Annotated in this window: 26 protein-coding genes; 15 read left to right on the top strand and 11 right to left on the bottom strand. The window is 46.4% G+C overall.

The features are described from left to right. Positions 1 to 39 precede the first annotated feature (39 nt). Positions 40 to 2,355, bottom strand: coding sequence for a cation:proton antiporter (locus QUA99_RS02200; protein WP_333239180.1), 2,316 nt, complete (start codon positions 2,353 to 2,355; stop codon positions 40 to 42). Between the two features lie 793 nt (positions 2,356 to 3,148). On the opposite strand from QUA99_RS02200, the gene QUA99_RS02195 reads away from it, so the two are divergent. Continuing rightward, entirely contained in the window at positions 3,149 to 3,355 is a 207-nt protein-coding gene (locus QUA99_RS02195) for a hypothetical protein (RefSeq protein WP_333239125.1), read from the top strand. Between the two features lie 600 nt (positions 3,356 to 3,955). Here the strand turns inward: QUA99_RS02195 and QUA99_RS02190 are convergent. Then, positions 3,956 to 5,077, bottom strand: coding sequence for a formylglycine-generating enzyme family protein (locus tag QUA99_RS02190; RefSeq protein ID WP_333239127.1), 1,122 nt, complete (start codon positions 5,075 to 5,077; stop codon positions 3,956 to 3,958). A gap of 241 nt (positions 5,078 to 5,318) precedes the next feature. On the opposite strand from QUA99_RS02190, the gene QUA99_RS02185 reads away from it, so the two are divergent. Beyond that, positions 5,319 to 6,257, top strand: a complete 939-nt coding sequence (locus QUA99_RS02185; RefSeq protein WP_333239128.1) for a M23 family metallopeptidase — start codon at positions 5,319 to 5,321, stop codon at positions 6,255 to 6,257. A gap of 208 nt (positions 6,258 to 6,465) precedes the next feature. Further along, a complete protein-coding gene (locus QUA99_RS02180; RefSeq protein WP_333239130.1) occupies positions 6,466 to 7,002 on the top strand; it encodes a late competence development ComFB family protein in 537 nt (178 codons plus the stop codon). Positions 7,003 to 7,267: 265 nt separating this feature from the next. On the opposite strand, the gene psb29 is transcribed toward QUA99_RS02180, so the two are convergent. Both psb29 and QUA99_RS02170 read right to left on the bottom strand, forming a co-directional pair. Further along, the gene (gene psb29 / locus QUA99_RS02175) at positions 7,268 to 7,981 is read right to left on the bottom strand and encodes a photosystem II biogenesis protein Psp29 (RefSeq protein WP_333239132.1); all 714 of its coding nucleotides are present in this window, start codon (positions 7,979 to 7,981) and stop codon (positions 7,268 to 7,270) included. Next, positions 7,978 to 8,187, bottom strand: coding sequence for a hypothetical protein (locus tag QUA99_RS02170; RefSeq protein WP_333239134.1), 210 nt, complete (start codon positions 8,185 to 8,187; stop codon positions 7,978 to 7,980). Before QUA99_RS02170 ends, psb29 begins: the two co-directional genes overlap by 4 nt. Before the next feature lie 139 nt (positions 8,188 to 8,326). Here QUA99_RS02170 and QUA99_RS02165 point away from each other — a divergent pair, with 139 nt between their 5' ends. Continuing rightward, positions 8,327 to 8,947, top strand: a complete 621-nt coding sequence (locus QUA99_RS02165) for a chromophore lyase CpcT/CpeT (RefSeq protein ID WP_333239136.1) — start codon at positions 8,327 to 8,329, stop codon at positions 8,945 to 8,947. Between the two features lie 365 nt (positions 8,948 to 9,312). Here QUA99_RS02165 and QUA99_RS02160 read toward each other — a convergent pair whose 3' ends face one another. From QUA99_RS02160 to hemF, 3 genes are all read right to left on the bottom strand, one after another. Continuing rightward, entirely contained in the window at positions 9,313 to 9,792 is a 480-nt protein-coding gene (locus QUA99_RS02160; RefSeq protein ID WP_333239137.1) for a phosphopantetheine-binding protein, read from the bottom strand. 450 nt (positions 9,793 to 10,242) lie between these two features. Then, entirely contained in the window at positions 10,243 to 10,605 is a 363-nt protein-coding gene (locus QUA99_RS02155) for an STAS domain-containing protein (RefSeq protein WP_006631392.1), read from the bottom strand. A gap of 57 nt (positions 10,606 to 10,662) precedes the next feature. Beyond that, complete coding sequence (gene hemF / locus QUA99_RS02150) at positions 10,663 to 11,706, bottom strand: oxygen-dependent coproporphyrinogen oxidase (protein ID WP_333239139.1); 1,044 nt, start codon at positions 11,704 to 11,706, stop codon at positions 10,663 to 10,665. A gap of 190 nt (positions 11,707 to 11,896) precedes the next feature. Between hemF and QUA99_RS02145 the strand changes: the two genes are divergently transcribed. The 3 genes from QUA99_RS02145 (at position 11,897) to QUA99_RS02135 (ending at position 14,098) form a co-directional block, all read left to right on the top strand. Continuing rightward, positions 11,897 to 12,967 carry an Mrp/NBP35 family ATP-binding protein gene (locus QUA99_RS02145; protein WP_333239141.1) on the top strand — a complete coding sequence of 357 codons (1,071 nt, stop codon included), beginning with the start codon at positions 11,897 to 11,899 and terminating at the stop codon, positions 12,965 to 12,967. A 131-nt stretch (positions 12,968 to 13,098) separates the two neighbouring features. Next, positions 13,099 to 13,290 (top strand): NAD(P)H dehydrogenase subunit NdhS, encoded by a 192-nt coding sequence (locus QUA99_RS02140; RefSeq protein WP_015175937.1) that lies wholly within the window; start codon positions 13,099 to 13,101, stop codon positions 13,288 to 13,290. A gap of 139 nt (positions 13,291 to 13,429) precedes the next feature. Further along, on the top strand, positions 13,430 to 14,098 hold the full coding sequence (locus tag QUA99_RS02135; protein WP_333196850.1) for an HAS-barrel domain-containing protein: 669 nt from the start codon (positions 13,430 to 13,432) through the stop codon (positions 14,096 to 14,098). Here QUA99_RS02135 and QUA99_RS02130 read toward each other — a convergent pair. Continuing rightward, positions 14,095 to 14,286: a hypothetical protein gene (locus QUA99_RS02130; protein WP_333239143.1), complete on the bottom strand. Its 192-nt coding sequence runs from the start codon at positions 14,284 to 14,286 to the stop codon at positions 14,095 to 14,097. The two genes, QUA99_RS02135 and QUA99_RS02130, sit on opposite strands and share 4 nt — an antisense overlap. 15 nt (positions 14,287 to 14,301) lie before the next feature. Between QUA99_RS02130 and QUA99_RS02125 the strand changes: the two genes are divergently transcribed. The 5 genes from QUA99_RS02125 to QUA99_RS02105 all read left to right on the top strand — a co-directional run bounded on the left by QUA99_RS02125 (position 14,302) and on the right by QUA99_RS02105 (position 16,377). Beyond that, positions 14,302 to 14,718 (top strand): XisH family protein, encoded by a 417-nt coding sequence (locus QUA99_RS02125; protein WP_333239145.1) that lies wholly within the window; start codon positions 14,302 to 14,304, stop codon positions 14,716 to 14,718. Then, positions 14,709 to 15,089, top strand: a complete 381-nt coding sequence (locus QUA99_RS02120) for a XisI protein (RefSeq protein ID WP_333239147.1) — start codon at positions 14,709 to 14,711, stop codon at positions 15,087 to 15,089. Before QUA99_RS02125 ends, QUA99_RS02120 begins: the two co-directional genes overlap by 10 nt. Positions 15,090 to 15,192: 103 nt before the next feature. Continuing rightward, positions 15,193 to 15,429 carry a helix-turn-helix transcriptional regulator gene (locus QUA99_RS02115; RefSeq protein WP_333239149.1) on the top strand — a complete coding sequence of 79 codons (237 nt, stop codon included), beginning with the start codon at positions 15,193 to 15,195 and terminating at the stop codon, positions 15,427 to 15,429. Positions 15,430 to 15,528: 99 nt separating this feature from the next. Next, the gene (locus QUA99_RS02110; protein ID WP_333239151.1) at positions 15,529 to 15,834 is read left to right on the top strand and encodes a Rieske (2Fe-2S) protein; all 306 of its coding nucleotides are present in this window, start codon (positions 15,529 to 15,531) and stop codon (positions 15,832 to 15,834) included. 60 nt (positions 15,835 to 15,894) lie between these two features. Next, positions 15,895 to 16,377, top strand: a complete 483-nt coding sequence (locus QUA99_RS02105; protein ID WP_333239153.1) for a cupin domain-containing protein — start codon at positions 15,895 to 15,897, stop codon at positions 16,375 to 16,377. A 329-nt stretch (positions 16,378 to 16,706) separates the two neighbouring features. On the opposite strand, the gene QUA99_RS02100 is transcribed toward QUA99_RS02105, so the two are convergent. Together QUA99_RS02100 and xrtO are read right to left on the bottom strand one after the other, a co-directional pair. After that, positions 16,707 to 19,607 carry a TIGR02921 family PEP-CTERM protein gene (locus tag QUA99_RS02100; RefSeq protein WP_333239155.1) on the bottom strand — a complete coding sequence of 967 codons (2,901 nt, stop codon included), beginning with the start codon at positions 19,605 to 19,607 and terminating at the stop codon, positions 16,707 to 16,709. After that, positions 19,604 to 21,172 carry an exosortase O gene (gene xrtO, locus QUA99_RS02095; protein WP_333343449.1) on the bottom strand — a complete coding sequence of 523 codons (1,569 nt, stop codon included), beginning with the start codon at positions 21,170 to 21,172 and terminating at the stop codon, positions 19,604 to 19,606. The genes QUA99_RS02100 and xrtO overlap by 4 nt, the downstream gene beginning before the upstream one ends. A 127-nt stretch (positions 21,173 to 21,299) precedes the next feature. Here xrtO and smpB point away from each other — a divergent pair, with 127 nt between their 5' ends. From smpB to QUA99_RS02080, 3 genes are all read left to right on the top strand, one after another. Next, the gene (gene smpB, locus QUA99_RS02090) at positions 21,300 to 21,767 is read left to right on the top strand and encodes an SsrA-binding protein SmpB (protein WP_333239159.1); all 468 of its coding nucleotides are present in this window, start codon (positions 21,300 to 21,302) and stop codon (positions 21,765 to 21,767) included. 1,066 nt (positions 21,768 to 22,833) lie between these two features. Next, complete coding sequence (locus tag QUA99_RS02085; protein ID WP_333239161.1) at positions 22,834 to 23,559, top strand: tetratricopeptide repeat protein; 726 nt, start codon at positions 22,834 to 22,836, stop codon at positions 23,557 to 23,559. After that, positions 23,556 to 23,786, top strand: a complete 231-nt coding sequence (locus QUA99_RS02080; protein WP_333239163.1) for an Osc7112_2153 family protein — start codon at positions 23,556 to 23,558, stop codon at positions 23,784 to 23,786. Before QUA99_RS02085 ends, QUA99_RS02080 begins: the two co-directional genes overlap by 4 nt. Before the next feature lie 280 nt (positions 23,787 to 24,066). Here QUA99_RS02080 and QUA99_RS02075 read toward each other — a convergent pair whose 3' ends face one another. Continuing rightward, positions 24,067 to 25,527: an IctB family putative bicarbonate transporter gene (locus QUA99_RS02075; RefSeq protein ID WP_333239165.1), complete on the bottom strand. Its 1,461-nt coding sequence runs from the start codon at positions 25,525 to 25,527 to the stop codon at positions 24,067 to 24,069. Between the last annotated feature and the right edge of the window lie 27 nt (positions 25,528 to 25,554).

The raw sequence follows: 25,554 nt of genomic DNA, 5'->3' as shown, positions 1-25,554 counted from the left end.
CTCTTCCTTCTTCCCTCTTCCTTCTTCCTTCTTCCTTCCCTAATCGCTAAACAGCTTTTCGCTGACTTGGGTGGTCAGAAACGGCAGCTTTAAGGCAGGTTGCCGAACCGGCGGCGAGGCCGTCCGCTGCATCAAGCCTAGTTCGTAGAAGCCGCCGCACAGCAGCAAACGATCGCCTTCTTGCAAATTGGTAGTTCCGTCAGGCCAGCGAGTAAACTTCCCTTCCCGGCGGATCGCCCGCACCTGCACCCCATACTGGGTCAGCAAATCTACCTCTGACAGTTTTTTGCCCGCCCAAAGGCTGTTGGCTGGCAGCCTCAGCCACTGGCAAGAACTACCGCCCTGCGGCACTGCAACTTCGCCCTTCGCCAGCAACTCAAAGCTGATGATTTCTTCCGGTTCTCCCACTACCAAAACTCGATCGCCAGACTGCAAAGCTGTCTTGCCGTTGGGATAATCAATTTCCTCGCCATTTGCGCGGACGATCGCCATCACGCTGACCCCTGTCAACTGTCGCAAGTTAGTTTCTTCCAGAGTCATGCTGGCGAAGGGCGAACCTGACGGCAAGCTGTACCACTCGCTGTTCATATCTCGAACCGCCACTTTCAAATCCCGCGAAATCGCCAAAGGTTCGCGCGGTGGCCGCAATTCCAAATAACGGCTGCTGCGAATTTGCTGCACTTCCCGCCCGATCGCCATTGCCGAGATCCCCATGCCAGCCAGCAAGTGGGCAGACAGTTCTAAGCTGGCCTCAAACTCCGGCTGCACGACTTCCCAGGCCCCGAGTTGGTAAAGCAGTTCGATGTCTTTATCTTGGTTTGCCTGCACGACAATATCCAAATCCGGGACTAATTCTAAAGCCCGCTTCAGACACAAGCGAGTGCTCATGGGATCGGGAAGGGCGATCGCCATTGCTTTTGCCCGTTCCACTCCGGCGGCTTCCAATACGTGCCAACTGGCAGCGTTCCCGTAAATGTAAGGAATTCCTTGGACTCTGCAGTCTTGAATTCTACTTTCTGACTCGTCGATCACCACAATTGAACAGTTGCGGCTTTGCAGCATTTTGACTAAAATTCTGCCGACTCGCCCGTAGCCGCAAACCACAACATGATTTTGTTCCGGCAAAGTTTCAGCTATTGCCACAGGTTGAGATGTTTCGTCAAAATAGTGCTGCAAAGGCCCGAAATTTTCCGCCCACTTAAATAACTGCGGCACGCTTCTCAATACAAACGGAGTCAGCACGAGGGTAACTGCTGTCGTTCCTAAAATTAACAGGTAAACGTTTCGCGAAACGAGTCCCATAGCTTGGCCGGAACTAGCGAGTACAAAGGAGAATTCTCCTATTTGAGCTAACCCCAAACCTGTGATTAATGCTGTTTTTAGCGGATACCCAAATAGTCGGACGATCGGCGCTATTATCAAGAATTTGCCGACAAATACTAGAAATACCAGTCCCAGAATTAATTCTAGATGGTTCCAGAGAAACACTGGGTCGATTAACATTCCGATGGTCACAAAAAATAAGGATGCAAAAATATCTCGCAAAGGCTCGACATAAGTTAGAGTTTGGTCGGCATATTCCACTTCCGAAATCATTAAACCCGCCACAAATGCGCCCATCTCGATCGAAAAACCCAAATATTCTGTCAGCAGCGCAATCCCTAAAGCCAAAACCACAACTCCCAGCAAAAACAGTTCCCGACTTTCTGTTTTCGCGAGGTAGCGCAGCAACTGCGGTACGATCCAAATGCCCGCCACTACAGCACCGAGAGCAAATAACCCGATCCGCAGCAGGGCCCAGGCTACCGTCATGCCGATCGCTTCTGCTGGCTGGTTGAGGGCCGGCAAAACTGCTAGCATTAGCCCCAAGGCCAAATCTTGAACTACTAATATTCCCAGCATGACTTGACCGTGGGAAGTACCGCCTTCATTGCGCTCCATCAAGCATTTCAGTACAACTGCTGTCGAGGAAAGCGACAGAATCGCTCCTAAAAACACGCCTTGAGCGGGCGATTCTACCCAGCCTACAGCCAAGGAAATTGCAGTAGTAAAGGCGATCGTCAGCACAATTTGCAAGCCCCCCCCGCCCAGACTAATGGCTTTAACTTTCTGGAGTTCGGCGAAAGAAAATTCCACTCCCAAAGCAAATAACAGAAAAGCAACGCCGAATTCAGCCAGGGTGTCTACCTGAATTAATTCTTTAATCAGTCCCAACCCTGCCGGCCCGACTACCATCCCTCCCAGGAGGTATCCGAGGATTACCGGCTGTCGCAACAGCGATGCAAAGAGTCCTCCTGCTGCGGCAGCAGCGAGAACTAGAACTAAGTCCACGATCAGTCGGAAGTCTTCTTGCACAACTTTATGAAAAAAGTATAAAGTTATATTATAGTGTCTAATGTGTTGACTATGTTTAGGGGGTTGACTGTAGTTGGGGAGCAAGGGCAACTGCCATCCTTGAACAAGGTATTTTCTCATGACACAGAGTTCAACTCCTCACAAAAAGCTTAAAATATTGCAAGTTTGTCGGGGTATTGGAGCTTATTGGTGTTGCTGTTTCACCTAAACCACATGAGTAGATAAAGATTAAATAAAGTATCTTTATTTAATCTGTTTGAAGCTGGTGGAGCGGTGTAGGTTACTTTTTTGTATCGATCGGTTTTATGTATGATAGTCTACGTTCACCGATCGGCGATCGGCAAACCCGACCAGTTGAAATCATTTTTAATCAAACGCACCCTAAAAAATTACCCAATTTATTGGAGCGTTACTCTCATTATTTGAGTTTTTTTCTAGTAATTCCAGGGTTTGCTAACAATCAAGATTTAGGTTTTGGGAAAATAATTACGTCGCTGCTTTTGCTGCCTAACAATGATTTTCCATTCTGAATGTAGGTTGAATTTAATTTACGAATTATATTTTTACTTCCTGTTCAGGATAGCTATATGGTTGAAACCAAAACATTCTGTACGATACTTTCGACTTGGCTATTTGTCACGATTCTCCATTATTTGAAAATAGTATAATTTGACGGTAGCTATGCTTTTTTGCTACTAAATCTCGTATTTTGCAATATGAATCTAGAATTTGTTTTAGGCTGCTTGGCTGGGTATATTGTAATTAATTTTGGCAGTAAACTTAGCAAAAATAGATGGTTTTATTGGGAGTCGGAAATTTAGGATATGTGGTTTTATTAGTGATTTTTGCTGCGAATAAAATAGAAATCGATCGAATTAGCACTTTTGCCCTGCTGGCGGCTCTGTTAATCATAGGTTCGGCATCTATCGACCTTAACGATTCTCCCAAAGTTACTCAGATTTTGACATACTTAGGAGAGGCCTCTTACTCGATATTTTAATTCACGGATCGCTAATATCAGCAACTACAAAAATCCTGCAAAATGCTAATTTAGGAAAATATTTCGATACTTTTTTCGCCCCGGCTCTGCTAGGGTTGATAACTGTAGTTGCAGGCTGCATATTTTACTCTGCAATAGAAAAACCGCTGACCAAGAATTTCAAAGGTGGTACCCGCCACGTGATTTATCCGTGGAATCAATCGAAAATCTCAAATCGAAAATCCTCAAGCCCCCGCATTTATCCGTGGGGTAAATCTAAAATCTAAAATCTAAAATCTAAAATCTAAAATCGATTGACGGTTTTTCTGCGGAAAAATGTTGTTGAAAAAATGTTTCTTCCGAAGGCACAAGCAAGCTAATTGTAGGGTAATTTCGGAGTTTGTAAGGTGCGTCGCTATCTTTAATCTCCGTAAAAAATTGAGAACTATGTCAGCTCTGCGCCGTAAAGCCTAATTGGTTCGATCGCGCCGTCTTTTGGATGGTGCGGATATGTGAGATTTTCGCTCGAATTTGCAGGTTGTAGAAAGCGACGCACCCTACAAATAATCGAGAAAAGAACAAAAAGGGCTAAAGAGAAAAGAAGAACCCTTGCTGGACAAACTAGGAGAGGAAAGAATACGACGACATTGCGACGCGAAAACCCTCTATCAAAGAAGAGCCAATGCCTGCCTGGTACGGGCTGTGACACAGGTGCAAGCTGCGATTCAACCACTTGGGATCTGTCTGGGCGATAGAGTCAAGCCCCATCCTGGTTGAGAGCGGGAGAATACCGCCAATCTCGGGGCCTTTATCGGTATTATCCAAGCCACTATTGCCACACCACTCCGCAACCTTGCCGTGCATATCGTAAAGTCCAAAAGCATTAGGGGGAAAACTCCCCACATCCTTTATTTGGCGATGAAGACCCTGCGGTGGATCAAGGTCGAGATGATTGCCTTCACGGTTAACTTCTTTTATAATTTCCATAAAAAAATCACCGTCAAATCGGGCTGTTGTACCGGCACGGCAGGCATATTCCCATTCTGCTTTACTCAGAAGACGATATTTTTTACTGGTTTTTTGCGAGAGTTTTCGAGAGAATCTGATGGCATTCAACCACGATACATTTTCAACAGGATGTTTTTTACCTGTGAAACTCGATTGGTTGGTTTCCTTTCCCATTACTGCTTCCCACTGTCCTTGGGTGATGGGGTATTTGCTTGCATAAAAAGCGGGTATTGTGACTTGAGGCTTCTCACCTTCGGAGTAAACTCTATATCTATCAACTTCTGTTACTGGCGAATCTACCATCAATGTGCCACCGGGAATGTAAACCATTTCCAACACAATTCCATTTCCTAGGTCTTCGGGGAAGTAGAAAGCAAACGACTTGCTGCGGCTGCTTTCTCGTCCATTAGAATTAACAGTGATGACATCAAAATCAAAAAAATAGTTTTGTAAATGTTGTTTGATCTTCTCCTCATTTCTATCTTTCAGTAGTGAATAGACAGCTAATTTCACCTGTACTGACTCATCCTGCAATGCTCCCAGTATCAAATCTAACCCTGCTTCTCCATATTTGAGCGCTTCGGAGAGTGCGATGATTCTCACTTCGACAGAGGGCGAGGCTAGGTGGCTTTTAACGCCGGCAATTCCTCCCAGTACCGCGGCATCGACAGGAGTTGAATTTTGACCGCCTTTGACGGCATCATATTCTCTGGGTTGATTTTGGTCATTTGGCATGGCATTTTGACGTTTATATGATTAACCACTATGGCATTTACTTAATAAATACGCCAAATACTCAAAACTTACCCAGTTACGCTACAAACAAGGCAAATCGTGCGTTGGGTTTTGCGCTTTAACAGGCTACATTTACCGACTTGGCGCAAGTCCTAACATTGCGTTACGCTTTGCAGTGAGAGCGTGCTAGAGTTAGCTACTTTGTGTAACATTAGCTAGATAAGAATTTAGGATATCGGTGATGACGAATGTAAATCAAGGCAACTGCCGACAAAGTGCAAAAATAATTCTGAATCCTATTTTCCGGTGGGGAGGGTTGAAGACAAAGCAGCTAACGGTGAGTTTGAGTGGGGGAATTGTTGCGGGCCTTCTGAGTGTGGTATCTGCCGCACAAGCTTTGCAGGTGCAGGTGACGCCGGCAAATCCCGAACTGGGAGATACGCTGTCAGTAATCATTCAGGTTGACGGTAGCGGCGGGGAAACTCCAAAAGTTTCTTTACAGCAGAAAAACTACCCTGCGTTTCCCATCGGCAACGGACGCTTTCGGGCTTTGCTGCCGACGACGCCGGTAGAGAAACCCGGTGCCCGCCAAATCCAAGTCACAGGTGACGGACAAGTGAAGAATTTGAGCGTGCAAGTGCGCGGTCGAGATTTTCCCACCCAATCCATCTGGCTACCGCCTGGGAAAGACGAGGAAGGTACAGATGCCGAATTCGATCGCGTAGACGCATTTAAAGCACTGGTGACAACCGAAAAATTTTGGGACGGCAAATTGTTGCGCCCCAACTCCGGCGAAATCACCACTATTTACGGGGTGCGGCGGTATTATAATGGGGTATTTGCTCAGGACTACTACCACCGGGGCGTTGATTACGCGGGTGCTTACGGTTCCCCTGTCGTGGCACCAGCAGCCGGTCGGGTGTCTCTAGTGGGACGCGAATCGCAAGGGTTCAAAATCCACGGGAACGTGGTTGGTATCGATCACGGTCAGGGGGTAGCAAGTATTTTGATGCACCTCAGCCGGATTGATGTCAAGGAAGGCGATGTCGTGAAAGCAGGTCAAGTAATTGGTGCTCTGGGGTCAACGGGGGCTTCCACAGGCCCTCACCTGCACTGGGGATTGTACGTGCACGGGCAGTCCGTCGATCCTGTACCTTGGCGGCTTCAGGGAGTTGAGTAGGAGTTTTTACAGGTTTTGACGGATAAAGCCGTCAATTATGGGGTAAGTTTGTGGCTGGGGTCTACACATAACTGTTATGGGTTATCAGTATTGAGTTAGGATTTGTATAAAATTTCTCAACTCAACCCTCCAAACTCGAATCTCAAGACGCTAACAATTGCGTCTTCACAAAACTTTATTAATGATGCCGTTGAGCGGGGACGCATATATGAGTATTGAAAAAATTGTTGAACAGGCTTTGCAAGATGGTTATTTAACGCCGTCTATGGAAGCTGAGGTGGGACGGATCTGCAATACGGCTTCGGAATTGTCGATCGAAGAGTACATGGCTCTGGATCGTCTGATGGGATCTTTGTTGACTGGCGAAGTTGTGGTTCTGCCGCGCAAACAGTTCATCAACGTGATGGAAGAATTGGTACTCAGCGATGCGATCGCTAGGGTGGCAGAAATTGAGGCGACGAGCGACTTGAGTCTGGATGTGGGAGATATTGCAGCTTATGCTTTAAATAGGCTGCCACCTCTGTACGCTACGACAGAAGAGGGAGCTCACTTTCAAAGGGCTAGGGCTAAAGAGCAACTTCACGATTTGATTGCCAAAGAAGTCAACGCAGCGATCGCCCGCAACTTGGACAGGCCTGACACCCCAAACCCCACAGCTTTGGGCAAATCTTCGGGCAACGAGGTTCTTTCACAGCTAAGCACTTGGCTGCAAGCTAACGCCACTAATTTTGAGCCGCAGCCTTAGTACCGCCCCAACAGCTCTATTTTGGTTAAGTCAATCCCGCTCAATTCCGAAAGCGGGATTTTTAGTTTTTGAGCAAGCAACATTCATCTGAAGGCACAAGGCCGAAGCCAGAATTCAAGAAAAAAATTAAAATTTAAGAGTTTTTTATTTTATGAAAAAACAAATAAACCCTCTTCCTTCTTTTTACCCTGAGCCAAGCCTAAGGACTTTCTTCCTGACATCTGTTACAGAATCACTTGCCGAACTTCCTTCTTCTTCCAAACGATTAATTGTTGCTGTCAGAAGAGTCTGCAGAGGGGCTGGCGGTAACTTTTGTTTCTCGCTTTTCGCGTTTTTTTCGTTCCGCTTGGATGACATCTTGAAGCACTATGCGCGCTTGGGTCATTTTTTCCAAATTGCTGCGGTACAAATCTAAATCTTTGCTAACTTTGTCTTCTGGCAGGTGCAAGGCAGCACTGACTTTGGCGATCGCGTCGTTTCGCGTTTCTTGGTCTTTTACCAAGTCGGGGTCAGCTTTTTCTAACAGCGAGAACAAACCGATCGCGAACAAGCGGCTGTACTTAAATTGAGGGTTGCTGGCGATCGCCCCTAAAGACGCTTGCAAATCCGCTGTATCTTCAAAGCTGGTAGAGCGATCGATCCACGAGAGCAACTCTTGCCCGGAAAGTCGCTCCGCCAAGCTTTCCAATCGCTGAGCGTCTTGCTTGTAGCGTTCTGGATCGTCTTCTACGGACTTGCACAAAGCGTTAAAAATCGAAACTCTGTCTGCTTCTGGGGCGTACCCAAGCATGAATCGATCGAAAGCTGTCACCACACCCAAAGCATAAATTGGGTCGTATTGAAAATCGGCATTCGCCGAAAGCAAGTGCATTTCTACCATCAACTCTTCCACCACTCGACGGTAAATTGAATTGATCGGTCGAGTGTGAATCGTATAGAAGCTTCGCTTAGTATCTGAAACAGTACGGTTATTGTTCACCTGAGTCTTATAGATAAATAATTTTGCCGCAGCGGGCGTGCCGCCAGCGCGGCGTGAGTAAAGTCGGGGGAATCAATTCTGCGATCGGGCTGACAAACATTGCCAGTTTTTTTGAGCGTTGCCGCCTCCAAGCGAGACAAAATTTTATCAAAAAGATTTTGCGCGCGATCGGCAGCAACAATTAATATGTCGCAGTAGGAGGGCAAAACCCCAGTATCTTTACAATCATAGCTTAGCTGGGATCGCTCATAAATCTAATCTTCTGACTTGCCCAGCCCAGACCTTCCAAGGCATATCACAATAACTTTTTGCTGTCAAGCCATAAACCTGAAAAATCAAACAAACATGACAATTTCTCCTGAATTAATAGCTTTAGCCCAGTACATGGCAGGCGAATTTGACAACCGGGAACAAGCGCTAGCAGACCCGACTTGGTACGTTCACCTTCGTTTGTGGCAAAGACCCCTGCCGGTTGCTCTCTTGGAGGAACCCAGCATTACCCTGTTTGCGGAACAAGCCAGCATTCTGCAATTAGACAAGCCATACCGCCCCCGCATCGTGCAACTGAGGCACTCACAGACAGCGCCGGGACTTATGGAAGCTCAGTATTATATGTTCAAGGATATTTCAGCCTTCAAAGGAGCCGGTCGCAACCCCGACTTGCTCAAAAAGCTAACCAGCGAGCAAATTCAATTTCTCCCCGGCTGCACCCTCTCGGTTGCGGTGCAAAATTTAGGCTCAAACGGCTATCGGTTTCGGGCATCTTTACCGGAGGGCACTCGCTGCGGCTTTACCTACGGGGGGCAAAATTACCAAGTAGACTTGGGATTTGAAGCAGCAAGCGAGGAATTTCTCAGCTACGACAAAGGAATAAACCCCACGACAGGCAAAGCTACCTGGGGAGCTTTAATGGGCCCTTTTAGATTTGTCAAGCGTCAGGATTTTGCTGCTGAGATATTGGTTTGAGGGCGGTGTCAGTCAATCTGCACGTTCCGACGTTGCACAGATATAAATAACGTCAGTTCCGGTTAAGCTGAACTTCCCCCATACAAATGTACTAACAGTCCTAAAACTCTTACTCTACAAAGGTTTCAATTGTTGAGCTGGAAATTTGTACCCATTTATCAGCAATAGCTGACGCAGGATCTCGCGCTCAATTGTTGTAGATTCAATCTAATACCAATTTGAAAAAAGAATGCAACAGTATTCTTGTTCCCCCCGCAATGCAGCGGGGGGGCTAGGGGGGTCGAAAAGTGTTGCACGATTTTAGAGAAATGGTATAATTGCCGATCGCAAACAGATATCAATTATCTGCATGGGCACACAATTTTTTACTCAACAATTGAAACCTTTGTGATGACAGGCTTTTGAGCCTGAGCAAGTATATTTGCAGGGAAGTTCAGGTTAATGCTCCTCTCTAATATTTGGGGCGAGATGGCTCCAGTGAAACATAAACCCCCACCACTGTCGCAGCGGCAACTGTCAGATTTCGACTGCTGGGAATACCAGATAAATTCTTGTGCGACAGACAGCGGTACGTATGTGCCTCGCGCTACAGGGGCCAGAAGTGGTAGAGCGTCAAAAGCCTCCTTCCCGGAAGAGTGCACCTGTAACTCAGTTTGGTATGCAGTTTCTATCGCCTTGCTCGGGAAAGCGATGGTGGGCGCTTCAAACAGATGGCGTAGGGGCAGTTCGAGCCAAAAGGCTTGCCGGATGCGAGAAATGATTTGAGTTGCCAGCAGGGAGTGTCCCCCTAATTCAAAAAAGGGCGTTGCTGATTTAGGGTATGAAAGGCTAAATATGCAAGTCATAGAAACCAGTATTCACAAAACTTTGGGATTTTCAATTGATTTTTTTCATACCCTGATTAAGCAACGCCCAAAAAAGTTGTCGTTAATACTTACCTGTTGCTATCGGAAAACTTCGCTCCAAATAGCAGCCTGTTTGGTTTCGGTAGGTGTAGTTGGTGGAACAAAATAATCTTCCCGTTCCCCGACAGAGGTCTCTGGTGGGGGTAAGGTGCGGCGGTCTATCTTAACGTTGGGTCACGTTAAATAGGAATGCCTAGCTTCGGCATAGGTTTTTGGGAACGGAAATGAGAGCTTGTCGGTTTAAAGTGGCCTATCAAATGTGTCAGGAAAGCAGAAGAAGAGGAAGCAGGCAAGAATTTACCTGCTTCCTCTTCTTCTGCTGGGTTTCTGCACGCTTCTGAGCCTCAAGCTTTAATTGTCGTGACATCGCAACCGATACCAGCCCGGCGATCAACTTGCGCGCGGCACCCCCTCTAGAGCTTCTTCTTCCGTTTCAAAGATTTCAAACACAGAATCCATCATGGTGACTTCAAACACCAGTTTGGCTTCTGGATGAACATTGCAAATGCGGAAACTTCCCTTAACTTTATCCGCATCCCGCATACCTGCTACAAGTGAGGTCAGGCCAGAACTATCGATAAAGTTAACCTGACCAAGATTCACTACGACATGGCGGCTGAGTTTGGAAATACACTCTTGCAACTTGAGGCGGAATTGCCAAGCTGTCGTGATGTCCAACCGTCCTGTCGGTGCTAAGACGATAACTGTTGTACCGTCTTGAAGCGTGTGGGTTTTTTGATCAATATGAATCACTGACCCTTCCCTCAAATTTATTATCTATCGCGGTGGTTACTGTCCCAGTAGTTTAACTCACGTCGGTGACTGCTGAGGCATCCAATTCGCCCAATCTTGCGGTTTTAAGAACTTGGAGTAGAGTTCGGCTTCAGGAGAGTTGGGTTCTGGCTCGTAGCCATATTCCCAGCGTACCAAAGGTGGCAGGGACATCAGAATCGATTCGGTGCGTCCGTTGGTTTGCAAGCCAAAGGTCGTGCCTCGATCGTACACTAAGTTAAATTCAACGTAACGGCCGCGGCGATAAAGTTGGAAATTGCGCTCGCGATCGCCGTATTCTTTGGATCGGTGCTTTTCAATAATTGGGGTGTAAGCCGGCAAAAATGCCCGGCCGCAGTCCTGTACGAAGGCGAACAGCGACTCCCAAGTTCTAGGTTCCGGCACCCCGATATTGTTGCTGCACTCAGCAGCCTTGCCTTTGACATGATGGTCGCGGTAAAGCGCGCCTTGAGCATTTTGGTAGTCAAAAAACAGACCGCCCACGCCGCGGGTTTCTTGGCGGTGCGGGAGGTAGAAATATTCGTCGCACCAGAGTTTAAATGTCGGATAATATCCGGGATGGTGGTGATCGCAAGCTGCTTTCAGAGTTTTGTGAAAATGAGCTGCATCCTCAGCCAACGGGTAATAAGGAGTCAAATCCACACCGCCGCCAAACCACCAAATCGGCCCGGCTTCAAAATAGCGGTAATTCAGGTGAACCGTAGGCAAGTATGGATTGCGGGGGTGCAGCACCATCGAAGTGCCAGTTGCATAGAAATCGTGACCGGCAGCTTCTGGGTGCTTGGCCAAAATCAAAGCCGGCAAACTTTCGCCCCACACTTGGGAAAAATTGACTCCCCCTTGTTCAAAAACATTGCCTTCCCGCATGACGCGAGAACGTCCGCCGCCGCCTTCAGAGCGTTCCCAAGAGTCCTCTTGAAATTTGCCGAGGCCATCGAGCTGTTCGAGGGATTGACAAATTTCGTCTTGTAGGCTTTTCATAAATTGGCTGACTCTAGCTCTAGAGTCAGCCGGCGGCAAAAACGGGGAAGTCGCGGTTTTAAGAGTTGTAGAAACTGTCATAAGAATTTCTGTTGTCAGATTTGAGTCTTAGATGGGCGATGATTCCCAAATCCAGTCGTCATGTAATTATGCCACCGCAGGTCTGCAAATGATCGCTATGAAGTTACATTAAAAAATAGCAATAAAAATATACTTAAACCTGCGATCGAAAATTCGCTAACCCAATTGCAGAGCTATGGTGGAGAACACAATGCCCAATACACTCGATGTTGGTTCAGTCTTAGAAATCCTGCGACCCGTGCAAGACCCCGAACTGCAAAAGAGTTTGGTGGAATTGAACATGATTCGTAACATCAAAATTGACGGCGGTGTCGTCAGCTTTACTTTAGTGCTGACAACGCCTGCTTGCCCGCTGCGAGAATTTATTGTCGAAGATTGCCAAAAAGCGGTCAAACAGTTGCCAGGAGTCGAAAAAGTGGCGGTGGAGGTGACAGCCGAGACGCCCCAGCAAAAGGGAGTGGTCGATCGCCAAGGCATTGAAGGCGTTAAAAATATTATCGCAATATCCAGCGGCAAAGGCGGCGTCGGCAAAAGCACGGTGGCGGTAAATGTGGCAGTAGCGCTAGCGCAAACCGGCGCCAAGGTGGGTTTGCTGGATGCGGATATCTATGGGCCCAACGACCCAAATATGTTGGGTTTGGGGGACGCGAAAGTCATGGTTAGGGACGGAAAAAGCGGGGAAACCCTCGAACCCGCCTTCAACTACGGCGTCAAGTTAGTGTCGATGGCGTTTTTAATTGACAAAGACCAACCCGTGATTTGGCGAGGCCCGATGTTGAACGGGATCATTCGACAGTTCCTCTATCAGGTGAATTGGGGCGATTTAGACTATCTGATTGTCGATATGCCTCCGGGTACTGGAGACGCGCAGTTGACAATGGCGCAGGCGGTGCCGATGGCCGGTGTTGTGATCGTGACGACGCCGCAGACTGTGGCTTTGTTGGACTCTCGCAAGGGTTTAAAGATGTTCCAGCAGTTGGGAGTGTCGGTGTTGGGAATTGTGGAAAACATGAGCTATTTTGTGCCGCCGGATATGCCTGACAAGCAATACGATATTTTCGGTTCTGGTGGCGGGGAAAAGACTGCTGCTGAGTTGGGAGTGCCGCTGTTAGGCCGCATTCCGCTGGAAATTCCGTTGCGAGAAGGTGGCGATTCGGGGGTGCCGATCGTGGTGGGGCAACCGGGTTCTGCTTCAGCTAGGGAGTTGCGGGCGATCGCGGGCCGCATTGCCGGTAAAGTTTCCGTAGCAGCCTTAGCCTAACAAACTCTCGTTCCGAGGCTTTGCCTCGCGTCTTCCGGTTGACGAAGATTTGCCTAGTTCTCAGGCTCTGCTTGGGAACTAGAAACGATAAACGGTAAGCTATAAAGAGCAAACTTAACATTCAAACAATTATGATTTTTCCAGGTTCGGCAGTTCGAGTTAAAGATAAGGGTGAGATTTACTACGCCTTTCAAGGACAAGTCCAGCGAGTTAGCGACGGAAAGGTCGCGGTACTGTTTGAAGGCGGGAATTGGGACAAGCTGATTACGTTCCGCCTGTCGCAGTTGGAACTTGTCGATGCTACGGCTGGCCGCGCGAAATAGTCAGCGGTCATTAGTCATTGGTAATGGGTAATGTGTAATTTGTAATTGGTAAAGTACCCAAGACCAGGCTACTAAATGAAAACCCTTGACTAATGACTAATGACTGATAACTGATGACTAATGACTAATCACTAAAACTATGCGTTTACCTTTACCCCAATTTGCTACAAAAGAGCGCCATCCCGATCGCATTGCTGAGGTAATCGAGACGGCAACTTCGGAGTTTTTGGCTCAATGTTTGGAACCGGAAGACTTAAGCTTTCCCGTGATGCCGCCTTTTGGGAGTTGGGTGAAGGCCGAGGATGAAGAGTCTAAAAATCAAATTTACGGCGTGGTTTATTACGCTACGACTAGCCCGATCGACTCGGTGCACAGAGCTCGCGCTTTGGGTTTGTCGCTGGAAGAGTTGCGGGAAGAACAACCGCAGATTTTTGCGATGCTAAAAACCGAGTTTCGAGTGGCGATTGTGGGGTTTGAGGCTGCGCCGGAAAGGTTGAACGGTCACGGCCCATCGAGGGGTAAAATTTATCAGTATTTGCCGCCGCGCCCGCCGCAAATTCACCAGGCGGTTTATCGCTGCGAACCGGATGAGGTGATTGATTTTACGGTGCAGTTGGATTTTTTGAGGACGCTGCTGGGAGTGACTAATGCGCCGGTGGATGCGCTGACGGCGGCGGCGATTCGGGAGATTTATCAGTTGCGGATGCGCGATCGATCTTGGTTGGTGGAAGCGGGGAGGAGTTTGAGTGTTTTGTTGAAGGATGATTATGACAGGTTGCGGGTGATTTTGAGCCAGATTCATCCCTAGGGAAAAGCTGAATAGTATCTTTGAAGCCGATCGTCAAATATTGAGGCGATCGCACCAGCCAGACTCCGGTATTTGCTCGGCCTGACAATTAAATTGAGAAGGAAGAAACGATCGCACTTAATTCCAAATGCGATCGCCCGTTTGTCTGGGACAGTCGTAGGATATGATATAATGGGAGTGAGTAACATGATTTCTCAAAATCTATGTCTGCCAAGGATATCTTTCATGTCTCTGTATGTTCAGCTTTGGAAAAAGAAGGGTGGACTATTACCCACGATCCTTTGTACCTCAAAGTAGACGAAGATAAGCTTTATGTGGACTTAGGGGCTGAAAATAATTTGTTAGGAGCCGAAAAGTACGGACAGAAGATAGCAGTAGAAATCAAGTGTTTTTTAGGCCTGTCATTGATAAATCAGTTTCACGAGGCCATAGGTCAAGCCTGGAATTATAAAGTGGTTTTGGAAGAGTCAGAACCGGATAGACTTCTTTATTTGGCAATTCCAGAAGATATTTATGAAGAGTTTTTTACTCGGCGTTTAGCTCGAATGTCAGTGACGCGGATGCAATTAAACTTGATTGTGTTTAATCCTGCAAGAGAGGCGATCGTTATATGGAAATAGAAAAGTATAGAGAGCTAATTCAATCAATCATTGAAAAACACTCTAGCTGCGGTTCGGACGATGGGGAGATAGAAACTGAAATTGCTTGTGACATCAAACGCGATCGCTATTTGATGTTTCATGTGGGATGGCGTGGAGAAAGACGAGTTTATGGTTGCGTTATTCACATTGATATTAAAGAGGACAAGATTTGGATTCAGCGAGATGGAACTGAAGTAGGAATTGCTAATGAGTTAATTGAAGTCGGAGTACCCAAGTCGGATATTGTTTTAGGGTACAGGTCTCCCTATATGCGTAAGTTTACGCTGGTTGGCGGCGGGCTAGGCGATCGCACCAGCCAGACTCCGGTATTTGATGAGCCTGACAATTAAATTGAGAGGGAAAAAACGATCGCACTTAATCTACAAAGTTTACCGCACTTTGTGACAATTAGCAACGTTTACAGAATCGTGACTATCTGACACAATCGGGAGGATGGGAAGAGCAGGTAAAGCCCTCAAAAAAATATTAGAGGCATACGATATCAGTCAATATCAATTGGCGGCAAAGATGGAAATCGATCGATCAAGCGTTAGCCGTTGGGTGAGCGAAGAACGAGATCCATCCGCTGAGGCGGTATTTGCGATTAAGCAAGCGTTGCAGACATTCAATCGGGAGGCGGCTAATGAATTCGTCAGGTTGTACCTGGGAGATAGCGAGGAAAAGGGTTAATTTCTGAGGTGTGGAGAGTGTCGCACCGATCGCCCTTGCTGCATTCAAGGGCGATCGCGCATTAATTTGCAATCATTTATGTAAACCGAGAAAGATTATATGTGGGTAGAGATAACAGGGCTGAATCAAGTTCCCGAATGGGATATTTTGAAGGTAAAAGTTGAGGGTACTTCGCTGATTTTGAATCGTCAAGGCATGAATGTCACTTGTTACCGCAATGCTTGCACTCATTTAGAATATCCGATCGACATGGGTAAGGTAAGCAACGGTATCATTACCTGTCCGTTTCACAAATATCAGTACAAATTAGATACTGGTAAATGTTTGAATGCACCAGCCGATTCCCTGGAATCTTATCCGGTAAAGATTGAGGGCGATCGCGTTTTTGTCGAGATAGATGAGTGATGATTCACGGATCAAATCCCCACTAGGCATGAAAAACTAGAGATTGGAACAAAAAAGACTATGAAAAAATTAGGTTTGCGTTTTTCTGTGATGATGATGGTTGGCTTGGGAACAGTGACGGTGGCGAGAAGTCAGCAAACACCACCACCGAGCAATAGCTATACTCAAACCGTGAAGCGGGAAGTCTTAGCGAGTGGTTATCCCAGTGAGGCAGAAGGTCGAATTTTAGAATTAGTACGTTATACCATTCCTGCTGGGGCAAAACTGCCACCTCATATTCATCCAGGGATGCAAATTGAAAAAGTTGAATTGGGGACGCTCACCTATAATGTTGTCAAGGGAACCGCGAAAATTAAACGCGCCAATGGTAAAGAAGAAACCCTAGACGCGGGCCAAACTACTCGTCTGACGGTGGGAGATTCTTTAGTTGAGCCAGGGGGCATGGTGCATTACGGTCAAAATGAAACAGAGGATGTGGTGATTCTGATTTCCGCTTCTCTGTTGGATTCTCAGAAACCGAAAGCAATTTTGATCGAGCCTTAATCGACTTTACTGGTGCTTAGTGGTGGCGGCTTAAAGTTTTGAATGGGCATCGGGGGTTCATCTGGTGTCCGAGTAATTAACCACAATCAGATTTGATCGGGGGTGCGGACTGAATTCCAAACGATCGAACCGTTTTTGTTATGGTAATCGACCGGATATGATATCAGATATTCTCACGGCAGGTGCAGGTTTTCTTGCAGAAGTCGGTTTACTCGTTACCAGGCAGATCCTGGTAATGCAGATTCGGAGGCTGTGCTTGGTTAATCGTTGACTCCTTCCCAAGCAAATCGCCTGGGAAGGAGTTAATTAAATTTCAACCATCGGACTTTTCAACCTATCAATTTCGCGCGCCGCTGGCGGAGGAAAATTACCAAAAGCCCGATCGCACCTACCGCCAAAAGCAGCCATTCTTCCGGTTCGGGAACCCCAGAAACGTTGAGAGGATTGTTCGGCTTAGTTAACTCCTCCTTACCCGATTCTACCTCTCTGTCAAATCGATCGCTCTTAGCTTCCGCTGCTTTTAGCTGCTCCCTTTGCGCGTCATTAACTAACACAATCATCGAAGAATAAGGCGTCACCACTTTGAAATTTTTAGCTACTGCGTGCATTGCATCCAGTTGCGTCAATTGATTTGAACTTTTCTGCTTGCTAAGTGCCGCTATCAACTGCCGCGCAGCTATAGGTTTAAAGCCTTCATTTCCCGTATCTTTTAACTCTGCGACTGGCGCCGATTTTGCGGTTTTTTTCGACTGCGGGGTTTTGGCATAACTCCAAGCATAGCCGTCAACAACGCTAACTGTAGATTTGCCCGAAGCTGCTGTCGTCGCCACTCGCTGCAGCGCCTCTTTCATACTCGTAGCCACTCCGCCGCCGCTATCTTGAATCACCTTTAAAGTTGCGTCGTCGTAGCCCGGGGGCAAACCTCCCAAATGCACTGTCCAGAGGGGTGAAGAGATGGAAAGTTTAAGTTTGCGATCGTCCGATAATTCGTAACTGTGGCGATCGCTCACTAAAAATACAGTATCGTAACTTTTCTCGCCCCGCAACTGTGCAAACTGTTGCAGCATATCTTTGAGCTGGATTGTACCGTAAAATGTCACCTTTGCCGCATCGAAATTGCGTACATTTTCTACAAACTTAGGCGGCATTCCCGCAGCGCTGGCAATATACAAATCAACAGCATTTTTGCCTGCTGCATGAGATTTCAACCATTCAAAAGTCTCTTTTACTTCATTATTTTCCGCCGCCATGCTGCGGGAAGTATCCAGAATAACTGCAAACTTTTTGCCTTGCGGTAGCGAGTAATCAGCATCACCCAGCGGCTTAGCAGAAATGATATTTCCTCCCGGCAGAACCGCCTGCTGCGCTGTTAGCGGTTGCTGTGTGACTGCTGGCAAAAATGGTGGCAGCCAAGTTTCTCTTGCTTCTTTCCCGCTGTATTTTACCTCTTTTCCGGCGATCGTGCGGCGAGTATTTTGGTTCCAAAAAATGTTGCGTTTTTCAGCCAAAACAGGCATAGCCCAACCCTGCGGCTGGCGCATGACTTTGTAGGTCAGCCACAGGTGCATTTCGGTGGGCCCGTCAGTTTGGGTGAATTCTCGTTTAGCCGGGATTGGAAAAGCCCGCAAGCGGTATTGTTTGGGGCCAATTTGTTCTAGCAAAGCCGGATCGACTCTTTCTACTACCTGTTGGTTGTAGACTTGCTGTGCGGCACCGCGAGGCGATACCGTAAATACAAAACGTTTGTTTAAATCCCCAGTATCTCCCAGCCAAACTCCTGTAACTGCGGCGCTTTCCGGCAGCGAAAAGTAGTAGAATACTTCTTGCAAGTTCGGCGTTTGATTTTTGTAAACTTCATAGAGTTGAACGTCAGCCCAGTCGCCGTTTTCTTTGACTGTAACTGCTTGCGACTGCAACCATACTTTTTCCTGATTGACATTCAGCAAACCAGCTTTTGCTTCTTCCCGGTTTGAGGTTGACTGTACCGCGTGTTTTACTGCTTCTGTGTCACCTTTTTGCAGTTCCGTATCGAAAAATTCGCCGTAGAGTTTTTCGGCTTTTTCCACATCAGCATTAGAACCTTGATACAAAAACGGCGACATTAAAAAATTATAGCTGTTCTGCACAGTCTTAGCCGCTCCATCAGGCAAATTTAAAGTATTTGTGTAAATCTCATAAATGTGGTTGTTTTCTCCCACAGTGCTGAGGTAGCGGTAAGGGGACAAATAAGCATTGACTAAGCCGGATCTAATCATATCAGACTTGGCTAATAAAGTTTGGCGACCCGTGTCATTTGCGGGGGGAGTCGCCAGCATTTTCAGTGCTGCAACTTGCGGCTGCTGCTGCAAAGCCGAGAAAATAGCCAGCCAAGCTGCTATGACCCCCAAACTTCCGATTAGCGCTTTATTTTTCCCGTATTGTGCAGCAAAACTCTGCCATATTTTCCGCCCGGAATCAATGTAGAGAAAGCCGTACAGCGAAGGCATGACAACGAACAAGCTACAGGTTAAACCAAACAATATAAAGGATAGCGGTATCCAAATTAAACCCCAGATCCAACTCCCGTATCTAAAGATATCCCAAAATGCTGATACCCATGTAAACTTGAAAAATTCAATGACTACAGTGAAGAATCCATAAAGTGTAAACAATGCCACAGGTACAGCGTAATACATCAGCAATGTTGCCGCCCAAATGCCAACTACTAGCATTAAACTGTGGCATCCTAATTGCAGCCACGCACTTCGCTTTTCTCCGATTAAGCTTAAAAAACGAGGCTGTTTATTATGGGAAGTTTGAGAATCTGAGATATTTTGAACATTTTCTTTTTTACCCAGATATCCGTACAGCATTTCCACTAAAAATGCTGCAATGCACAAAGCAATAGTAGCGATGATTTGATAACTAGCTGGGGTGAGTTCTCGCAGCAGGAACAAGCGGAGCAAACACAGCAAAAATAGCGGTGCTTCTACGCCGTAAAACCAACGCATTAGCTGTAGGGGTTGCTTGCTAAAACGCCTAGCTCCTATTACCGTACATACAGTGGGTACTGCGATCGTAGCTGCCATGGTCAAAGAAAACTCTAGCGGGATGGTGCCATCGATTGTCGCCATAACTAATGGCACTCCTATAATCGGCAAAATTCCCAAGTAAACAATCGATAAAAATGTTAAATTCCACATCCAAAAAATTGTTTGAAAAATTCGATCAAATACCTGTTTAATTTTCATTGATTTCTACCTTGCAAGCTTTGTTTAACGGTATCGTGTACTTGACTAGCAAACTCTTTTACTTCATGATTTTCGGCTGCTAGCGAACTGTCAAATAAAATGGAAACTAGCACCCAATTGTGATTTTTTTGAGTGAGATCGCTGCCGATACGGGACAAGAAGTTATCTGTAGTTAACTGTGCAGATTGCAGCCAGTATACTGCTGATAATTGGTTGTTTTTTAGAGACAGCCACCGGGCTGTTACTGAAGGAGTTATTTGTTTTTTTTCTATGCGATTGACTGGAATTCCGCTCGCTACAAAACATAACTCGGGGGCGTGATAAGTTTGCCAGGATGTGCTCGCTACTGTGAGCATGGAACCGCGCAAATTACCAGCGACAAATCTGATCTTTTGTGTTTGGGTATCTGGATAGTTGCCGAAGAATTTTTGTTCGCTAGGATTTAGGGGAATCGACTCTGATTTAATGTATTCAGGCAATCTTAAAGGTGCGATCGCCATTTTTGACGTTTCTACATGAGACAGTTGACCCATGACTGCCAAAACAGTGACTGCTGCAATTATTCCTGGTTTGGCTAAAGGGTGATTTTGGAGTATTTCTGAGTTGGGTTTTGCAGAAATACCGCTAGTTTTTTGTGGCTGAAATTTCGGTACTCGTTGCAGCATTAACCAGGTCACAAAACAAGCACCTACTAAACCGACAATTCCCAGAGGAACGTGAATAATTTCTGCTATGTTTTGCTGTTTAAACACTTCTGAAACCAGGACTAACACGGCAACCCGCGCCGCGTTAGCCGACACTAACATTAAGAGATTAGCAGCGCATACTGCCAGCCATCTGAAACTCAATTTACGCCCTTCCAGCCAGGTAGCAGCTAGCAAAAATAGCGTTCCGACTAAGAGGGTTTTAATCCCGCTACAAGGCACGTCAACGTGAGCGATGCCGTTTTCCAAAACGATAATATCATAAGAAGAAATAGCCCCAACGTGCAGCATTGAGAGCAACTGTTCTACTACCTGAGCAGTGAGCACTCGCGCGGGCAAACCTAATCCGCTATTCAACTGACTGTTGAATGGTAAAATACAAGCCAGCAAGCCCGCAACTGGCAAGTTTTTTTGCCAAAAGTTCGGCTCCACCAATAAGCCGCACAGCCCGTAAGTTCCGAGGATAAATAGCAGGACAGTAATTTGTTTGATATCAATTATGCACTGAAGGGCGATCGAGCAAATACCCGCACCCAACATCAAGAGCAGCGGATATCGCCTCAAAACGAAATTGGGTGAAAATCCCGGCGGGCGACCCTCTTCGAGGGCTGCGCTAACCGAGTTCCCGCTCGATCGCACTACTAATGCTACAATCAAAAAACCAATTACTATCTTGTACAGTGTGGGTATCTCAACAAACGAGGCTAACAGCCATTTAACTGCCGAGATATTGGCCCAAAACCAAGCAAGCACCAGCAAAAAAGGAGCCAGCCAAACCAAATTAACCGCAGAATTGGGACTGACAGCATCTCGAAGGTCAGAATCGGGAATATTGGTGCGCTGCATGATACCGCTTGACATTCACGTTGGTGACATCTTAGCTCAGCCAAATTGGTAATGCCTAGACCGATTATTTAAGTTTTGTCAATCTTCGATTTTCTCTACAGAGGAGCTAGCGTTATAATAATTAATTTTAGCGGAGGTAAAAATGAGCGAAAAAAGTCCAGGATACAAAATTGTTAGCGATAACCGACAAGCGCGCCATCTCTATGAAATTATAGAGACATATCAGGTAGGCATCGAGTTGAAGGGAACCGAAGTCAAATCAATTCGGGAAGGAAAAGCCAATTTGCGCGACGGATATGGCTTAGTTCGGAACGGCGAACTGTGGCTGATAAACGTTCACATTTCCCCTTGGAGAAGTGCAAGCAACTATTTTAATCACGAACCCCGCCGCACCCGTAAATTGCTGATGCACAAGCAGGAAATTCGCAAATTAATCGGCAAAGTCGAAGAAAAAGGTTTGACTTTAGTGCCGTTAAAAATGTATTTGAAAAGCGGCTGGGTAAAACTGGATATCGGTTTGGGTAAAGGGAAAAAACTGCACGACAAGCGCGAAGATTTGAAGAAACGCGAAGACAAGCGGGATATGGAAAGAGCGATGAAGCAATTTTAGTCATCAGTCATCAGTCATTAGTCGTTAGTCAGTGGTCAGTTGTCATTAGTCAGTTGTCATCTCCGAAAAATAAACTAAAACCTTTTCTCCTCGAAGGTTGAAAGTTAATTTATGGAGATGTTTATTAGTCAGGAGTCATTAGTGATTCATGATTGGTGATTGTCCCTAGTGATTGATTATTTTAGCTCGCGTTGGGTTAATTACTCATCATAATATTTTTCAATATCCTCAAGGGAGGATTTTGAGGAGTTCCACCGTCACTACAAATTTAATTTAGACAGTCCAGGACGCACAGACTCTACCTGTAGAGTGCGCTAGGCGCACCTTAAAACTACAGATAGTGTAAAAAATGATTTTTTGCGTAAGTCCTATTAGAGTTAATTCAACGGAGTCCATCCTATCGGCTCTCCTGGATTTGTGGTGGAAACGGTAGTGTGAGCGTCTCCCTCACGCAGGCTTTCGGGCCCGTACCGCAGGAAGTTTTATTGTTAAAATCGGCCTTGCACAATTTGAGGATGATTATTGTGGGGAGTAGGGGTTAGGCGTCCCGCCTGCTATGAAAATACACCGCACGGGCCCATGAGCCCATCACAAAAAAATCAAAATCATCCCGCTATTATGCAGCTTACAGCGTATTCCAGGTTTGTGAAGTGTAGGGACACGGTGCCGTGCGGTGTCGAAAGGAGGGGAAGCTCACTATAGGTCGGTTTACTTCATAAATGTGGAATCTGCTGTATCTCCTAATACAGTCACATATTGGCGATCGCCACCCGGCACTAAGTATTATTACTTATTGGCTCGCCAACCGTCCTGCCTTCTTGCCGATTTCGACTTCCCGGTTCTTTTTTCCTGAAAATATCCGGATGGCTTGTGGAGTCTCATGAATGATTAACCTATGCTCGAATACATCTAGGTAGTGGCAGCATTACTCAAGCATTCGGCTGTGGACTTACAAACTCTTATGGAGAAATGGGCTCAATCCTGAGTCATTTCCTAAGATTATGATGCCATTAGGGTGGCAATTAAATCTGGAAAACAAAATATCGCCCAACTCTCAAGTTAAAATATGCTAAAAATGACACCATTAGCTAACATTTTCAAGGCCATGAAAGAGCCAGCAAAAAAGCATCACACCTCGAAGTGGGGAGCCTTCTTGGTGATGCTAGCAGTAGGCTTTGGCGGCTGGCAAATTGGGTTGCCGGAACTGGCATCATTTTTTAATAATATTGCGTTTGAAAACTACAAAGCCAATCGATTGGCTGATACTCAACAAGCCTATGAGTTAGCACTTGCTGTCGATCCTAAAAGCCGCACAGCTCTTTACAATTTAGGATGGCTTTGCGAAGAGGTGCAAGATTTACAGTGCGCTCGAGGAAAATATCTGCAAGCTGCAAAACTCGGTCTGCCAGCAGCTTACAGCAATCTGGCTCGCTTGTATATAATCGATCAAAAAAACTCTGCTGCTGCCGTTCACTTGCTGTGGCAAGGTTTGAAATTAGCTGAGGACGATCAAGTTAAATATTCTTTACTCAAAAACTTGGGATGGGCTCGCCTGGAACAGGGTCGATATTCAGAGGCATTGCAACATCTGGATGCAGCGATTAAACTTGATAGTGAAAGACCAGCAACTTACTGCTTAAAAGCGCAAGTCCTAGAAAAGATGAAAAAGACGAAGGAAGCGTTACCGCAGTGGAAAATTTGTCTAAAGTATGCGGATTCTCAAGAATTCGATGAGGATATATGGATAGGAATGGCACGTCAACGATTAAACGAGGAAAAAACAAATAAATGAAACGCACAGTTTTGTTTTCATCAACCATACTGGCAATTATAACGGTACTGGAGCTAAGTCAAGCCTCAACAGCACTGCCAACTCCTTCGACTGTTAAAATTACAGTTAATGAATCAGTCGAAACGCCGTTCGACTTCAATCAATCGACTTGGCGGCGGTGCAGAGATAGAGATGGTGGAAAATATCCGTGTCCGAGATTCATCCTGCCTCAGGATAGCGAAAAATAAGAGTTATTTTCAAGAAATTTTGTAGAGTGTAACATCACCACTTTACAGCAACAGGTATGTAGTATGTAGTAGTATGCAGGGTGCGCAGTGCGCACCTGATAGCATTTGAGACTTGAGATTAAATAATTGAAGAATTGGAAACAACTTAATGACTGTAATGGTTTGCAGCTTGCATAAAGCTGCATTCTTTTTTTGAACTGGTATAATTATCAATCATTGCTGTGTCCGCTGTTGCTGGAATTCGCACCGGGCGGGGAGAAAACCCCGCCAGCAATTCTATCTAGTCGCCCTCCGTCAAAACTGAATCTTGCTGGGGGTGCGAGTTGCTGTAAAAACCAGCAATAATCGCCACCATCAACCACCAAAGCATATTAACTTCGGGTCGGTACCAAACTGTATCGACAAAACCGTGGGCCATCATGCCGGCTAAAGTTGCGATCGCCCCAATCAACCAAAACCCCTGATTCGATTTTAGATTTGGGATTTTGGATTTGGGATCTTGGGATTCTTCCTCTAAACGAGATCGGTTAAATTGTGAATCCCGCAGACTTTTTATTTGCACCAAACCCTGATTGACGGTGACTGTCATCAGCCAAAGGAAAGACATTAAACCGATAAAACCGGTTTCTACTGCAATTTCCAGCAGCACGGAATAAGCGCTCAAAGCAGTGAATTTCGGCTTCATATAAAGCGGATAAACTTTATTAAAAGCAGTGTTTCCCGGCCCAATGCCGAGAATTGGTCGATCGCGAATCATGTCAACCACCGCCGTCCAAACATTAATCCGAAAATTGTTGCTACTGTCACCTCGTCCAATAAACATACTCGAAACTCGATCGCGTAAAGGCTCCACTAAAGCCACTCCCAAAATTAACGCCCCAGCCAAACCTCCTAACCCTAACGGCAGGGCCCAAGTCCGCCAGAACCGAGGCATCAAAGGACTGTACCAGTACCACAGCAACACTAAAAATACCACCAGTAGAGCCACAAAACCGATCCAAGCACCCCGGCTGTCGGTGTAGCGCAAACACGCGCAATTCACCACTAGCATCGTCAATGCTAAAATTTTTGTTCCCCATCCTTTCCACACAAAAAGTGCGGCGGCGCTCAATGCAATAGCAGGCAGCAAATAGGAACCCAGCAAGTTTGGATTGCCCAAAAAGCTGTAAACTCGCGTGACATTGGCTTGAGTAGAAGTCGGATCGTTCCAAGTAGCTAATGGCGGCACTTTGTCAATCCACTGCCGCACGCCGTAGAAACTGACAACTAGAGCGACGTTCAAAAATACGGCAATTAACCACGATCGCCAACGGGGCGATCGCAATATCCGAGCCATCAGCGCAAAAAACAGCAAATACAGCGTTAGCTTGCTCCAACCAGTAGCAGCGGCGGCTTTCACTGGCGACATCGCGGTTGCGACGGTGGCAATCCCCCAGTACAGCAGAACCAACAAGTGAATCGGCGTCAAGGCGATCGCGCGATCGTCGGAAACAGTCAGCAGCACCCAAAATGCCGCGCCAGCCGCCATCAATACCCCCACCAACGCATTGTTCACAAACGGCCCCAAACCGAACGTCAAGGCCAGCAAAACAAAACCCAGGGGTTCTGCCCACTGCATCAGCCAACTACTCTGCCGCCAACTGCGTAAAGAGCCGATCGCCAAATTTAATAAATAACTTCCACTTTGCCACTGAGAGAGTGGCAAATTAGCTAGAGTTAACTGTTGCCAAACTGAATTCATTGCTATTTTAGATTTGTACTTGGTAAT

The organism is Microcoleus sp. F10-B2 (assembly GCF_036704965.1).
Taxonomy (GTDB): domain Bacteria; phylum Cyanobacteriota; class Cyanobacteriia; order Cyanobacteriales; family Microcoleaceae; genus Microcoleus.
The sequence above is the reverse complement of the archived record's forward strand: the minus strand, read 5'-3'. Positions and strand labels throughout refer to the sequence as shown.